General features: G+C 67.6%; 13 protein-coding genes. 11 read left to right on the forward strand and 2 right to left on the reverse strand.

Annotated elements, in window-relative coordinates; translation table 11 throughout:
- Nucleotides 1–27: 27 nt before the first annotated feature.
- Nucleotides 28–1,326 (reverse strand): chorismate-binding protein, encoded by a 1,299-nt coding sequence (locus tag K0817_RS06715; RefSeq protein ID WP_253735229.1) that lies wholly within the window; start codon nucleotides 1,324–1,326, stop codon nucleotides 28–30.
- A gap of 22 nt (nucleotides 1,327–1,348) precedes the next feature.
- Between K0817_RS06715 and K0817_RS06720 the strand changes: the two genes are divergently transcribed.
- The 5 genes from K0817_RS06720 (at nucleotide 1,349) to K0817_RS06740 (ending at nucleotide 6,318) form a co-directional block, all read left to right on the forward strand.
- Nucleotides 1,349–1,903, forward strand: coding sequence for a DUF402 domain-containing protein (locus tag K0817_RS06720; RefSeq protein ID WP_219980600.1), 555 nt, complete (start codon nucleotides 1,349–1,351; stop codon nucleotides 1,901–1,903).
- 47 nt (nucleotides 1,904–1,950) lie between these two features.
- Nucleotides 1,951–2,715, forward strand: a complete 765-nt coding sequence (locus K0817_RS06725; protein WP_308211888.1) for a demethylmenaquinone methyltransferase — start codon at nucleotides 1,951–1,953, stop codon at nucleotides 2,713–2,715.
- Between the two features lie 76 nt (nucleotides 2,716–2,791).
- Nucleotides 2,792–3,847 (forward strand): polyprenyl synthetase family protein, encoded by a 1,056-nt coding sequence (locus tag K0817_RS06730; RefSeq protein WP_219980602.1) that lies wholly within the window; start codon nucleotides 2,792–2,794, stop codon nucleotides 3,845–3,847.
- 66 nt (nucleotides 3,848–3,913) lie between these two features.
- The gene (locus K0817_RS06735) at nucleotides 3,914–5,287 is read left to right on the forward strand and encodes an FAD-dependent oxidoreductase (RefSeq protein WP_219980603.1); all 1,374 of its coding nucleotides are present in this window, start codon (nucleotides 3,914–3,916) and stop codon (nucleotides 5,285–5,287) included.
- Nucleotides 5,288–5,310: 23 nt separating this feature from the next.
- Nucleotides 5,311–6,318 (forward strand): alpha/beta hydrolase, encoded by a 1,008-nt coding sequence (locus K0817_RS06740; protein WP_219980604.1) that lies wholly within the window; start codon nucleotides 5,311–5,313, stop codon nucleotides 6,316–6,318.
- Nucleotides 6,319–6,572: 254 nt separating this feature from the next.
- Here K0817_RS06740 and K0817_RS06745 read toward each other — a convergent pair whose 3' ends face one another.
- A complete protein-coding gene (locus K0817_RS06745) occupies nucleotides 6,573–8,111 on the reverse strand; it encodes a bifunctional NAD(P)/FAD-dependent oxidoreductase/class I SAM-dependent methyltransferase (RefSeq protein WP_219980605.1) in 1,539 nt (512 codons plus the stop codon).
- Between the two features lie 65 nt (nucleotides 8,112–8,176).
- On the opposite strand from K0817_RS06745, the gene K0817_RS06750 reads away from it, so the two are divergent.
- From K0817_RS06750 to K0817_RS06775, 6 genes are all read left to right on the forward strand, one after another.
- Nucleotides 8,177–8,731, forward strand: coding sequence for a helix-turn-helix domain-containing protein (locus tag K0817_RS06750; RefSeq protein WP_219980606.1), 555 nt, complete (start codon nucleotides 8,177–8,179; stop codon nucleotides 8,729–8,731).
- 290 nt (nucleotides 8,732–9,021) lie between these two features.
- Entirely contained in the window at nucleotides 9,022–10,335 is a 1,314-nt protein-coding gene (locus K0817_RS06755; RefSeq protein WP_219980607.1) for a polysaccharide pyruvyl transferase family protein, read from the forward strand.
- 44 nt (nucleotides 10,336–10,379) lie between these two features.
- The gene (locus tag K0817_RS06760) at nucleotides 10,380–11,672 is read left to right on the forward strand and encodes an ABC transporter substrate-binding protein (RefSeq protein ID WP_219980608.1); all 1,293 of its coding nucleotides are present in this window, start codon (nucleotides 10,380–10,382) and stop codon (nucleotides 11,670–11,672) included.
- Between the two features lie 88 nt (nucleotides 11,673–11,760).
- A complete protein-coding gene (locus K0817_RS06765; protein WP_219980609.1) occupies nucleotides 11,761–12,720 on the forward strand; it encodes a carbohydrate ABC transporter permease in 960 nt (319 codons plus the stop codon).
- Nucleotides 12,713–13,636 (forward strand): carbohydrate ABC transporter permease, encoded by a 924-nt coding sequence (locus tag K0817_RS06770; RefSeq protein ID WP_219980610.1) that lies wholly within the window; start codon nucleotides 12,713–12,715, stop codon nucleotides 13,634–13,636. The genes K0817_RS06765 and K0817_RS06770 overlap by 8 nt, the downstream gene beginning before the upstream one ends.
- Nucleotides 13,637–13,683: 47 nt before the next feature.
- Nucleotides 13,684–14,688 carry a LacI family DNA-binding transcriptional regulator gene (locus tag K0817_RS06775; protein WP_219980611.1) on the forward strand — a complete coding sequence of 335 codons (1,005 nt, stop codon included), beginning with the start codon at nucleotides 13,684–13,686 and terminating at the stop codon, nucleotides 14,686–14,688.
- Nucleotides 14,689–14,724: the final 36 nt, after the last annotated feature.

The raw sequence follows: 14,724 nt of genomic DNA on the forward strand, positions 1-14,724 counted from the left end.
CGTGGTTCCTCGAACGACGGGGGAGGGTCAGGCGATGGCGTCCACGATGGGGCGGAACTTCACTCGCGTCTCGAGAAGCTCCGTCTCGGGATCGCTCGCCGCGACGATGCCGGCACCGGCATGGGCGACGACCGGCACCGTGTCGCTGAACTCCGCGTAGCCGCGCACCGGGCCGCTGCCGATCTGCGCGCAGCGCAGAGCGATCGCCCACTCGCCGTCGCCGTCGCCGTCGACCCAGCCGACGGGTCCGGCGTAGCGGCCGCGGTCGAAGGGCTCGAGCCGGCGGATCACCTCGATCGCAGCATCGGTCGGCGTGCCCGCCACGGCCGCGGTCGGGTGCAGCGCGGCCACCAGGTCGAGCGACGAGGCGTGGTCGGCGATGTCGCCGGCGACGTCGGTCGCCAGGTGCCACAGGTTGGGCAGTTCGAGGGTGAACGGCTCGGCGTCGGCCCGCAGGTCGCGCACGTGCGGGCCGAGGGTGTCCAGCACGCTGCGCACGGCATAGCGGTGCTCTTCGATGTCTTTCGCGCTGTGCGCGAGAGAGGCGGATGCCGCGGCATCGTCGGTCGCGTCGGTTCCCCGCGGGATCGTCCCGGCGAGCACCCGCGCGGTCACGGCGCCGTGCGAGACGGTGACCAGCGTCTCAGGGCTCGCACCGATCAGGCCATCGACCGCGTAGGTCCAGGTGTCGGGATAGTCGTGGGCGAGCGCCCGCACCAGGCGACGCAGGTCGGCGCCGGCCGGGATCGTGCCGACGAGGTCGCGCGCGAGCACGACCTTGTCGATCTGGCCCGCGACGATCGCGTCGACCGCGGCGCGGACCGCCGCCTGGTAACCCGCGGGAGCCAGCGACCCAGGGCCGAGAGTCCCCGACCAGTAGGGGCCGTAGGGGATCGGCTCGATCACGGGCTCTTCGAGTCGGGCCGCCGTCGAGCGGATGCGCGTCACCCACGAGCGACCACGATGCCGGCCGACGACGGCCTGCGGCACGACGAGCCGGCTGGTCGCGGTGGAGCGCTCGTCGAAGACGAAGGTGCCGAAGGCGACCAGTCCCGTACCCGGCAGCCCGACGGGGTCGTCCACCTCGGCCGCAGCCGCCTGCATCCGCCAGGACTCGGCGGGTGAGGGCGGCGAGTCCGGGTCGATGCCCGGCGGCAGTTCGGGGCCGCGTTCATAGCCGCCGACCTCGCCGATTCCCACGATGCCGTCACCGCGACGCAGCCATGCCAACGGCGAGCGGGAGGAGGCGAACGCGAGCAGATCGTCGACGGGCTCGATCTCGCGGGTCTCGACCACGAACCGAGGCAGGCCGTACGCGGGTGTCACCCGTCCAGCCTAGACTCGCGGCGTGACCGACCTCGTCGTCCCTTCCCGCCCCGATGTCGGCACCCGATTGCTCTTCCGGTGGCGCAAGTGGGACGGCGCCGAGCACTGGGTGCATGAATGCGTCTACCTCGGCAGCGACCGCTGGGGCGACTGGTTCGGCCAGCTCGCCGGGTGGCGCAGCTTCCGGCCGGGGCGCGACTTCCTCGCCGACGCGCCGAACGTCACCCTGATGCCGCCGGACGGTGATCACGTCGTCACGGTCAACCAGGCGCCGCCCGCCTCGTACCGCGTCTACATCGACCTCGCGTGGGACGTGCGCTGGGACTCCGGCCAGCCGACGGGGATCGACATGGATCTCGACGTCGTCCGCACGGTCGACCCGCGCAGGGTCTTCATCGACGACCAGGACGAGTGGGACGAGCACCGGGTCGCGTACGGGTACCCGCTCGACATCGTCACGCGACTCGAAGCGCTCGCGGTCGACCTCGAACAGAGGGTCACAGTCGAGAGCGCCCCGTTCGACGACGCGACGGCGGACGCGTGGCTCAGCCGCCTCGATGCCCTCGACCTGCGATGACCGTCGGCGACCGCGGACGGCCGGACCCGCGGCCTAGACTCGGAGCCGTGGCATCCGACTCCTCGGCCCCCGAGCCCAACCGCGCCGACCTGCGCAAGGATCCGTCGCGCGTGAGCGGCATGTTCGACCAGGTCGCGGCCCGCTACGACCGCACCAACACCGTGCTGAGCCTGGGCAACGACCGCTTCTGGCGCGCCGCCGCGACCCGCGCGGTCGCACCGCGGCCCGGTCAGCGGATCCTGGATCTCGCCGCCGGCACCGGCGTGTCGAGCGTGTCGCTGGCCGCCAGCGGTGCCGAGGTGGTCGCGGCCGACTTCTCGCCGGGGATGATCGCCGAGGGGCAGCGCCGGTACGGCGACAGCGCGCCGGGTGGCGGCATCCCGAATCTGTCTTTCGTGCATGCCGATGCGACCGCGCTGCCGTTCGGCGACGAGGAATTCGATGCCGTTGCGATCTCGTTCGGGCTGCGCAACGTCAACGACCCCCGAAAGGCGCTGCGCGAGATGCTGCGGGTGACCAAGCCCGGCGGGCGTTTGGTCATCGCCGAGTTCTCGCACCCGCCGTCGAAGACGTTCGGCGGGCTCTACCGCTTCTACAACGGCACAGTCCTGCCGATCGTCGCGAAGGTCCTCAGCTCGAACGCCGACGCCTACGACTACCTCAACGAGTCCATCCGCGACTGGCCCGACCAGGCCGGGCTCTCGGCCTGGATCCGCGATGCGGGCTGGACGGATGTCGCCTACCGCAACCTCTCGATGGGAATCGTGGCATTGCATCGGGCCACGAAGGCCGCGCTGCCGGCGTCGGAGTGACGTGCGGCGGGCGTCGGGCGGTCGGGCGATTCAGCTCGCTTCGCTCCGGCGACGACCGGGTCGGTAGGCTGGGGGCGTGACTCCCACAGCGCCGCGCTCGCACATCGCGGGCAAGCTGGGCCTCACCGATCGGATCTTCGCCGGCCCTCGGTCCCGCAAGCTCTATGCGACGGTGGAAGCGGGCCTGCAGCGCGTCGAGAGCGCGCTCGAGCGCGAGCTGCGTGTGACCGACGCGCTCGCCGACGCGACGAGCCGCTACCTCTACGAGGCTGGCGGCAAGCGGGTGCGCCCGATGCTCGCGCTGCTGACCGCGCAACTGGGCGACGGGACGACCGACGAGGTGATCGACGGGGCCACGGCGCTGGAGATGACCCACCTGGGCTCGCTCTATCACGACGACGTCATGGATGCCGCCGACAAACGTCGCGGCGTGCCCAGTGCTCATGCGGTGTGGGGCAACAGCGTCGCCATCCTCACCGGTGACCTGCTGTTCTCGCGTGCCAGCCAGATCATGGCGCGTCATGGCGAGCGTGCCATCCACCTGCAGGCCGACACGTTCGAGCGCCTCGTCCTCGGCCAGATGCACGAGACCGTCGGGCCCAAAGAGGGCGACGACCCGGTCGAGTTCTACCTGCGTGTGCTCTCCGACAAGACCGGGTCTCTCATCGCGGCCGCCGCGCAGGCCGGCATCATCTACTCCAACGGCCCTGCCGAATTCGAGCAGCCCATGATGACGTTCGGCGAGAAGGCGGGCGTGGCCTTCCAGCTCCTGGACGATGTCATCGACCTCTCGGCCGACCCCGACGAGACCGGCAAGGTTCCCGGCACAGACCTGCGTGCGGGCGTCCCCACCATGCCGTACCTCGTCCTCGGTCAGCGCAAGGACGCCGCCTCGATCGACCTGTACGCACGCATCGAAGACGGCGTCGCGCGCATCGCCGACGGCGCCGACCCCGCAATCCTCGACGAGCCGCTCGCCCAGTTGCGCGAACACGAGGCGACCGCCGCGACCCTCGACCTCGCGCGGACGTGGTCTCAAGAGGCGATCGACGCCATCGCCCCCGTGCCCGACGGGCCCGTCAAAGAAGCACTGACTCGGTTCGCCCAGGCCGTGGCGGACCGTTCCAGCTGACAGCATCCACCGGTCGTGAGCTCCTCTCTTCTCGGCTCGCTCGACCGGCGCACTGAAAGGACCCCCATGACCAAGCTCCGGCTGGCGATCGTCGGTGCAGGACCGGCAGGCATCTACGCCGCCGACATCCTGCTGAAGGCCGAGCGCAAGTTCGACGTGTCGATCGACCTGTTCGAGCAGCTTCCCGCGCCCTATGGGCTCGTTCGGTACGGGGTGGCGCCCGACCACCCGCGGATCAAGGGGATCGTCACGGCGCTCCGAGAGGTGCTCGACCGCGGTGACATCCGCCTGTTCGGCAACGTGCGGTTCGGCGAGGACATCACCCTCGAAGACCTCAAGCACCACTACCACGCCGTCATCTTCGCGACCGGCGCGATCCGCGACACCGATCTCGACATCCCCGGCATCGACGCGATCGGCTCGTACGGCGCCGCCGACTTCGTCAGCTGGTTCGACGGTCACCCGGATGTGCCGCGCGATTGGCCCATGGAAGCCGCGTCCGTCGCCGTCGTCGGCAACGGCAACGTCGCGCTGGACATCTCGCGCATGCTCGCCAAGCACGCGGAGGACCTGCTGCCCACCGAGATTCCCGACAACGTCTACGACGTGCTGAAGGACTCGCCCGTGACCGACGTGCACGTGTTCGGGCGCCGCGGCCCCGCGCAGGTGAAGTTCACACCGCTCGAGCTGCGCGAGCTCGGCGAGCTGCGCGACGTCGACATGGTCGTGTACGACGAGGACTTCGACTACGACGACGCGTCCAAGGCCGCCATCGCCAGCAACAAGCAGGTCATGGTCATCGACCGGGTGCTCCAGGCGTGGCGCAAGCGCCCCTCGGCGAACAACGCCGGGGGCGAGGCATCCCGCCGCCTGCACCTGCACTTCTACGCCAAGCCGCTGGAAGTGGTGAAGGATGCCGACGGGCGGGTCGCCGCCTTCCGCTATGAGCGCACGCGCCCCGACGGTGAAGGCGGGGTCATGGGCACCGGCGAGATCCGCGAGGTGCCCATCCAGGCCATCTACCGTGCCGTCGGCTACTTCGGATCGCCCCTGCCGGGCGTGCCGTTCGACAAGCGGCACGGCGTCATCCCGAACCGCGAAGGCCAGGTGCTGCGCAAGGACTCCAACGAGCGGGTGCCGGGCGTCTACGCGACGGGGTGGATCAAGCGCGGGCCGGTAGGCCTCATCGGGCACACCAAGTCCGACGCGATGGAGACGGTCCGTCACCTCATCAACGACCAGGGGTCGTGGTGGCAGCCGAGCGATCCGTCCGAGAACGCGATCCCCGACCTGTTGGCCTCGCGCGGCGTCGCGTGGACCGATCTCGAAGGCTGGCATCGCCTCGACGAGCACGAGGTCGCCCTGGGCGCGCCGCACGAGCGCGCGCGCATCAAGATCGTGCCGCGCGACGAGATGGTCTCGATCTCACGAGGCGAGTGAGGGCGCAGGCCTAGGCTGTGGCCATGTCAGCGCCGCAGTGGGTTCCCGACGTCCTCGGGAAGCCGTTCTCGCAGCTGACCCTGCCTCTCCCTGTCGACGGGGAGGGAGGGCCGCTCACGGCGACGCTGGTTCGCAGCATCCCGAATCCCGTCACGTCGCTGTTCGCGTCGTTGCGCGACGTCGACGTGCTGTACGTCCATGGGTGGTCGGACTACTTCTTCCAGACCGAGCTGGCGCACTTCTGGACCAGCCGTGGCGCGCGCTTCTTCGCTCTCGATCTGCGGCGGTACGGGCGCAGTCTGCGCCCGGGTCAGCAGCCGGGGTACATCGACACGCTCGATGACTACGACGCCGACATCGAGGCGGCGCTGGCGGCGATGGGGCACGGGACGGCACAGACGGATGCCGCGGGACGGCGTCGCCTGGTGCTTCTCGGTCACTCGACGGGGGGTCTCACGCTCACGCTGTGGGCCGCCCGGCATCGCGGGCGTGCCGCGGCGCTCGTGCTCAACAGCCCGTGGCTGGAGCTGCAGCTGGGCGCGATCGGGCGTCAGGCCCTGGCGCCGCTCGTCGACATCCGCGCGCGACTGGACCCACGTGGCGTGCAACCGGCGGTCGACGTCGGCTTCTACACGCGCGCTCAGAACGAGATCGGGAGCCTTCCCGATGCTCCCGAGCGCGCCACGTGGCGCCCGGACCGTGGGTTTCCGACGGCGCCCGGCTGGCTGGCGGCGGTTCTGGACGGTCATCGGCGGATCGCCGCCGGCGTCGAGGTCGGCTGCCCTGCCCTGGTGCTGCTCTCTGCCCGGTCGACCCCGCCGCTGACCTGGAAGGAGTCGATGACCTCGAGCGACTCGGTGCTCGTGGTCGACGACATCGCCCGCGCGGCGACGCGCATTCGGTCGCTGGTGACGGTGGCGCGCATCGACGGGGCGATCCACGACGTCTTCCTCTCGCGAGCCGAGCCTCGAGCGGCTGCCTACCAGGCGCTGGACCGCTGGATCGCCGGCTACGTGGGCCACGCGGAATGAGGAATTGTCCCCCGAAGAGGGGACAGAGATGGTTCTACCAATCAGGTTAGGCTGTACGCGAGGCGTCCCCAGCGTCTCACGGGAACGAGCTACCCCAGGCTCTTCCCATCGTCGCCGAAGAGCCGTTCGCCGGGGGGTGGACGAGCGTGAAACCGGTGACGACAGGCCCCGGGTGTCCCCAGCACCCGGGGCCTTCGCCGTCCCCGGTGGGCTGGGAACCCTGCAGATCGTCTACTCGATGCCGGGGCGCGGTGTCACTCGACGCGGCGCAAGAGCAGGACGCCGTCGTCGAGGTGAGCCGGGGCTCCGTCCGGGGTGGTGGCTTCGCGGCGCCGGATCTCGACGATCTCGGGCCGCCACCGTGCGGTGTCGAGGTTCAGGAGGGCGAGCTCCGCTTCGGGGGACCGCATAGGCGGCATGTGCTCGGGAAGCTCGTGGACCCACGACGGGGGAGCCGCGTGCGAGACCACCAGCAAGTGCCCGTTGGGCGCGACCCGCTCAGCCGCCTCGCGCAGGATCCCGATCCTCGGGAAGTCGGGCTCCCACGAATGCAGGAAGCTCGCCAGTACGAGGTCGAACTCGCCCTCGACAGACGCCGCGCCGTCCGCCACGACGAAGCGGGCATCGACGCCGCGGGTCGCGGCGAACTCCGCCGCGCGACGGACGGCTGTCGCCGATACGTCGATGCCCGTCGCGCGCCAGCCGTGCTCCGCGAGCCACACGACATCCCCGCCCTCGCCGGACCCGATGTCCAGAGCCGTGCCAGGTGCGAGATCGGCGACGATGGCGGCCACCGCGGCGTTGACGCGACCCGACCAGAAGCGGTCCTTCTCGGCGTAGCGCTCCTCCCAGCCCGCGTTGCGCAGCGCGGTGCGCTCGGCGACGGCCCGGCGGAAGTCCTCCGCGACCAGCATCGCGTTCACGCCGGCACCCGCCATGGACCCTGCGCCCATCGAGATCGGGACGTTCCCGAACGGCGACGTGACGTTCCCCGCCGCGAAGACGCGAGGGTGGCTCGTGGCTCCGAGCATGTCGACGGCGAGGGGCCCACCCGGCATGTCGGTGCGCGCCAGATTCAGGTCGGCCGCGAAGTCGAGTTCGAGGGTCGGGGTACCCCCGGTGAACAGGGCGTCCACGACGTGGCTGTCCCCGTCCCGGGTGACGACCACGAGTCCGTCCTCGGTGTGGCGCACCTCGCTCACGGGTGATGACACGAGGCGGATGCCGCGCGCGGTGAACCTCGTCACCTCGTCCTCCTCGAGGGGCTCGGCCGCGGCCGTGAAGGCGGTGACATCCTCGGAGAGCTGGCGGACGAGTTGGATCTGGTGAGCGCTCGCGGGTGACGTCGCCAGCACGCCGAGGCGCTTTCCGGCGACCTCCCAGCCGTGACAGTAGGGGCAGTGCAGCACCGTGCGTCCCCATTCGCCCTCCAGTCCGGGCACATCCGGGAGCTCGTCGCGGATGCCGGTCGCGATCACGACGGCGCGCGCCGTCTCGATCGTTCCGTCCGAGCGCCGGATGCGCATCACGTCGCCGTCCTCGGTGAGCGAGGTCACCGCGCCCGCCACGATCTCGACACCGTACGCGCGCGCTTCGGCGCGCCCGGTCTCCAGCAGCTCGCCGGGGTCTCGGCCGTCGTGACCGAGAACTCCGTGCATGTGGGCGGCGAAGCGGTTCCTCGGCTGCCCGCCGTCGATCACGAGAGTGCGCCGTCGCGAGCGTCCTAACATCTGCGCGGCACTGAGCCCCGCCACACCACCGCCGATGATCACGGCATCCCATTCATTCGTCATGACTCCAGCGTCCCCGGCGGAGAACCTTGTGGCAAGTTGGTTTGCATTAATGGCAAGATTGACGCATGGATGCCGAACTCGCCCAAATCGGGCCGCGCCTGCGGGCAGCACGCCGCGAGCACGGCTGGACTCTCGAAGACCTTGCCACCCGAGCGGGCATGTCCGTCAGCACGCTGTCGCGCCTGGAGTCCGGCAAGCGCCAGGCGTCGCTGCCTCTCCTGCTGCCGCTGACCCGGCAGCTCGGCATCCGCCTGGACGATCTCCTCCCGGTGACGCCGATCGATCCGCGGGTGCGCCGCACCGTCGAGCGCCGCGACGGAATGGTCATCGCGCCGCTGACGCTGGAGCACTCGCCCGTCCAGACCTACAAGGTGACCTATCCCGCGACCGAGGCGGCGCCGGCCCCGCGCGTGCATGACGGGTACGAGTGGCTGTACGTCCTGAGTGGTCGGCTGCGCCTGGCGCTCAATGATCACGAGCACATCATCGAGCGGGGCGAGGCGGCCGAGTTCGACACGCGGATGCCGCACAGCCTCAGTGCCACAGGGGACGGCCCGGCCGAGGTCCTGAGCATCTTCAGCGCGTCGGGCGAGCGCATGCACACGCACGGGGCGCCATAAGAGCATCGTGGACCCCCGCGATGGAGTCGTGGCGGGTGGTCGTCACCCGGGTCGGCGACACCCTCGGCTGAGAGACACGGGTGCCAGCGGCAATTGACGAGTCGCGTCGTGGCGATCTCGTGATCGGTGCGGTGACCGGGACCAGCGGAAAGCCGCCCCGCGGACCGCGTCCGTCAAGGGCTCCGATGGCGCAATGTTGACTGCACCTGACGACGGTGGTAGCGTGACGCAACGATACGTCAATCCGGTCTTTCGGATCGTCTGGCAGTGAGGCCGCAAGGAGAGTGCGCATGGGTTCGCCGAAGTCGCGGAGGGTGCTCCTGCGTTCGTCTTGGCAGGATGTGAACATCGGCGATGTCGCTCACTCACCCGGAGCGATGGCGGCATTGCTCGAGCTGGATCCGGATGCCGAGATCACGTTGTGGCCGGTTGCGCTGGGGGAGAGAGAAGAAGCGCTGGTGCGCCGCGCGTTCCCTCACGTAGGGATCGTCCGCGGAGAATGCACCAGCAGCGGCGAGCTCACCACACCTGAACTCAAGAGGGCGTGGAACTCGGCCGACGTGCTCGTTCACGGTTCGGCGGCTGATGTGGAGAATCGCCAAGCCGAGTTCGCGCACTGGTCGCGCAGCTCGGGAAGGCCGCACGGATACGCCGGCGTGACCGTCGACCCGGTCTGTCCCCCGACCTGGGGCACGCTGACAGAGCTGGAGGCGATGGCCGAGCACCTTCCCGAAGGCTTCCTCGACGAGGACGGGCGGGAACCTCTCGATTCTGCCGAGTTCATCTTCGCGAGAGATTCGATTTCGCTGGCCTACCTGCGCGGTCAGCGGGTTCAGGCCCAGACGCTGGAGTTCGGTCCCGACTGCACCTTCGCGTACGACTATGCCGATCGCAGCACAATCGACGTATTCCGCGAAGAACTGGGTCTGGGCGATGACGACTTCGCATGCTTCGTGCCGAGGCTGCGATACGCGCCGTACGCTCAGATGCGCGGCGAGCCGGCCACGCCGGAGAGCCTGCGCAGGGATGCGATCAACGGCGCGACGTCTCAGGCCGACTTGGGTGCCCTCGTTGCGGCGATCGTGACCTGGGTTCGTCGTACCGACTCGATGGCCGTCGTCGTTCCGGAGATGTCCTACGTACCCGCCTATTCGCGCAGTCATCTCCTTCCCCTGCTGCCCGCGGATGTCGCACCTCGCGTGAGAATCCTGGACCGATTCTGGTCCCTGGCGGAGGCGAGCGCCGTCTATTCCATCAGTCGCGCCGTGATCAGCATGGAATGTCATTCGCCGATCATCGCGTCGGCACATGCAGTACCGACCGTGTACCTGCGCCAGCCGACCGAAACGGTGAAAGGGCGCATGTATGACGACCTCGGCGGCTCGGACATGCTCATCGAAGTAGGTCCCGGTGCCGAGGCGGCGGCGGAAGAGACCGTCGTCAGCATCATCGACGACCCGCAGCGGTGGAGTGACACCTCCGCGAGGGTGAATGCCGTTGCTCGCAGTCGACTTCGGCAGATGGCCAAGACAATCCTGTCCGGCGAACCGGCCTCATCCTTTGAGTCGGCAATCGTCGGCGAACTAACTGGAGGAACACGATGAGAAATCCATTGAGGCCGCGCGGGACACAGCGTCTACGCCGTGGCATGACGGTTGTCGCCGCGAGTTCAGCAGTGCTGCTGACCCTCGCAGCGTGCGGCCAGGCGGACAACCAGGCCCAGGGCGAAGAGACGGCCGCGTCGGGACCCGTAGAGATCCGCGTTGCCTGGTGGGGTGCGGAAGGTCGCCATGAGCAGACTCAAGCCGCCCTGAAGGTGTGTGAAGAAGCCCTCGGCAATGTCACCACGTCGGCGGAGTTCACCAGCCAGGGCTATGACGACCGGCTTGCCACCCAGTTCGCCGCCGGTGATGCGCCCGACATCATTCAAGTGACCAGTGGACACGTCACCTCCTATGGCCAGCGCGGTGGACTGGTGGATATCGCCACCGTCGAGGAACACATCGACACCTCGGCCATCGCACCCGGCGTGCTGAACCAGGACGCGGTCGATGGTAAGAACTACGCGGTTCCGATCACGGTCAACGCCTCCGGCATCCTGCTCAATGTCACGCTCATGGAGCAGTACGGTCTCGAGCGCCCGGATGACGAGAACTGGACATGGGACGACTTGTTCGACTACGCCAGCAGTGTCTACGAAGCATCCGATGGCGCGATCTGGGGGCTGCAGCAGCCGAGCGAGGACATCCGCCTGCTGGGCATCTGGGCGCGACAGCTCGGGCACCCGGACGGCCTTTTCAGTGAAACCGGAGTGGGAGTCGACACCGAGGTCATCTCCTCGTTCCTGGAGTACGGCTACGACCTGCAGAACGCCGAGGGGTCGGCACCTGCGTCGGTATCGATCGAGCACCAGGGTGGCGGTGTCGAGCAGACGATGATCGGTACCGGCAAGGCATTGATGGCGGTGCGTCCGATCAACGAGATCACCGCTCTCGCCGCCACTGGTTCAGAATTCGAGTTGCTGCAGTTGCCGGTCCACGAAGAGGGCGACACGGGCCAGACCTTCCGTTCGATGAGCTGGGCGATCACCTCCGATTCTGAGCACCCGGTGGAGGCGGCGCGTTTGCTGAACTGCCTTCAAAGCAACCTGGATGCCGCTGACATCCTTCAGGCCGAGCGTGGCCTTCCCGCGAACCAGGAGGTCGTGGAGCACATCAGGCCCAACCTCTCTCCCGAGCAGCAGATGATGGCGGACTTCGTGGCCATCGTCGAGGAGAACGCACCTGAGGCTGCGCCGATGGCACCCCCGCCTGGCGCCGATACAGCCGAGCAGATGCTACGGCGCTACGCCGAGGACATGCTCTTCGATCGGATCTCGCCTGCCGAGGCTGCCGAGCAGTTCACGGCCGAGCTTGACCAGAGCGTCTCCGACGCACGTTGACGCATGCGATCCCGTGATTCATCCGTTGCAGCAATCCGGGGCCCACGTGCAATAGCGATGTTCGACGCCACGAGGAAGGGGGTGCGCCATGGCAGTCCTACGTGAGTTTTCCAAGCTCCGCAAGGGAGCCACGACGGCTACCAAGGCGCGCCCGGCGCGAGGAGACGGCAAGGCGGCGGCCGTGTTCCTCTTGCCATGGTTCATCGGTCTGGCGCTGATCGTCGTGGGCCCGTTGCTGGCATCGCTGTACCTGTCGTTCACGAACTACGACCTGTTCCGGGATCCGGAATTCATCGGGCTCGAGAACTACACGCGTCTGTTCCAGGATCCGCGGCTGGCACAGTCGCTTCAGGTCACCTTCACCTATGTGTTCGTCTCGGTGCCATTGCAACTCGCAGCTGCGCTCGGCCTCGCGATGGTGCTGGACAAGGGCGTGCGCGGCCTGCCGTTCTATCGTTCGGTCTTCTACCTGCCATCGCTGCTCGGCGCCTCCGTGGCGATTGCGATCCTGTGGCGGCAGCTGTTCGGCACCGACGGCGTGCTCAATCAAGCCATCGAGTGGTTCAACGGCATCCAGCCGCTGATACAGATCGGCACGCACGGCTGGGTGTCCGACCCCCAGTACGCGCTTGGCACGCTCATGGTCTTGAACGTCTGGACGTTCGGCTCGCCAATGGTGATCTTCCTCGCCGGACTTCGCCAGATTCCAGAGATGTACTACGAGGCGGCGAGCCTCGACGGTGCGTCGAAGCTCCGTCAGTTCACGAGCATCACCTTCCCGATGCTGACTCCGGTGGTGTTCTTCAACCTCGTTCTTCAGACCATCAATGCCTTCCAGTCGTTCACCCAGGCGTTCATCGTCTCTGGGGGAACCGGCGGACCGGTTGATTCGACCCTGTTCTACACGCTGTATCTCTACCTTCAGGGTTTCGCCAACTTCAATATGGGCTATGCCTCGGCGATGGCGTGGCTCTTGGTTGTCATCATCGGAGCCATGACCGCACTCAACTTCTTCGCCTCAAAGTATTGGGTCTTCCACGATGACTGAACTCATGTCACCTGCAGCCGTCACCGATTCCCCTGCAAACGTGAGCCCTTCCACCAGGCCCCCGCGCCGTCGCCGCGTTCGGCTGCCGTGGGTACGGTTGCGGACGCTGACGAAGCATGCCGTCCTCATCGCGGTTGGCCTCTTGATGATCTACCCGCTGCTTTGGATGCTGGCCTCATCGTTCAAGCCCGACGCACTCATCTTCAGCGAGCCCGGTCTGATTCCCACCGATTTCACGACGGACAACTACGCCCAGGGCTGGAACGCCCTGAGTCACCCGTTCAGCCACTACCTGCTGAATTCCTTCCTCGTGGTGGCTGGCTCGATCGTGGGCAACCTGGTGTCCTGCTCGTTGGCGGCCTATGCCTTCGCGAGGCTGAACTTCCGGCTCCGGCGGCTGTGGTTCGCGATGATGCTGATCTCGATCATGCTGCCGATCCACGTGATCATCGTCCCCCAGTACGTGCTCTTCTCTCAGATCGGGTGGCTCAACACCTTCTTGCCGCTCATCGTTCCGAAACTGCTGGCCACCGACTCCTTCTTCATCTTCCTGATGGTCCAGTTCTTCCGCGGCGTCCCCAGGGAGCTTGACGAGGCTGCCCGTATCGATGGCGCCGGCCATGCGCGGATCTTCGTCGGAATCATGCTTCCGCTGGCAGCCCCTGCGCTCGCGACAACGGCGATCTTCACGTTCATCTGGACGTGGAACGACTTCTTCTCGCAGCTGATCTTTCTCACCGACCCGGACCTCTACACCGTCCCCATCGCTCTGCGAGCCTTCCTCGACTCAACAGGCGAGTCCTCGTGGGGTGCGATGTTCGCGATGTCGATCGTCTCGCTCATCCCTCTCTTCGTGATGTTCCTTCTGGGCCAGCGCTTCCTCGTCCGCGGGATCGCCACCACCGGTCTGAAGTAGCCCGTCCTTGCTACAGGTGCCTTCCCATCGCCACTAGAGTGAGCCAGATGGCGACGCAGAAGGACATTGCCCGTCTAGCCGGGGTTTCTGTATCCACGGTCTCTGCGGTGATCAACGGAACCACTCACACCCGAATGAGTGACGACACTCGTACCCGCGTCGAAGCAGCGATTGCCGAGTTGGCATATGTACCCAACGATGCCGCCCGTGCATTGCGTCGTCGGCACGCCGGGACTATCGCCGTCGTCGTGGAGAACCTCGAGAATCCGGTGTACAAGGAATTGCTGGAGGGGATCTACGAGGCCGCCGAGGAACGTGGATGGGCCATCATGCTGGGCGACACGATGTGGATGAACTCCGGCAGCCATTTCCTCGCACGGCTGCTGGGTCAGGGCTCCGTCGATGCGATCGTGCTGCGGACAGGCGAATTGCTCGATGAGGAGGTGATGGCTGCGCTCCGTTCACACCCGACACCGGTCGTGCTCGTGGAGTACCAGTCACACCACAACGGCGCGTGGGTCTCTGCGGACGAGGCCGCGGCCGGACGAGTGGCCACTGAGCATCTCATCGAGGCGGGACACGCGAACATCGCGTTCGTCGGTGGTCACGAGATCCATCCCGTGAACCCACGGCACGACGGGTACGTCAGCGCGTTGACGCGCGCGGGGCTTGCCCCTCGTCCCCCTCTGTTCACCGGATACGGCGCCCAGGCCGGAGCGGCGGGCCTGGCGATGCTTCAATCCGGTCATGCGATGCCGACGGCCGTCGTGGTGAACAACGTCGTCTCGGCCCTGGGACTGCTGGCAGCGGCCGCCGATGCAGGAATCGAGGTTCCCCGCGAACTCTCGGTGGTTGGAATTCACGATGCTGAGATCGCTGAGCTGGTTCGGCCGCGGCTGACGACAGTGCACTTGCCGATGCGGGTGCTGGGGATCCGGGCAGTACAGCAAGTGTCGGCCCTGCTATCGGGAGAAGCCCCCAGAGGTGGAGTCATCTCCGAGCCGCCACCCTACGTGATTCCGCGCGAGAGCGTCCGGCCTCCCATCCGCTGACGATCCGCGCGCTTGCTGGGCAGTGCGCCGGGGTTC

It is taken from the genome of Microbacterium sp. HD4P20 (assembly GCF_019449275.2).
Classification (GTDB): Bacteria; Actinomycetota; Actinomycetes; order Actinomycetales; family Microbacteriaceae; genus Microbacterium.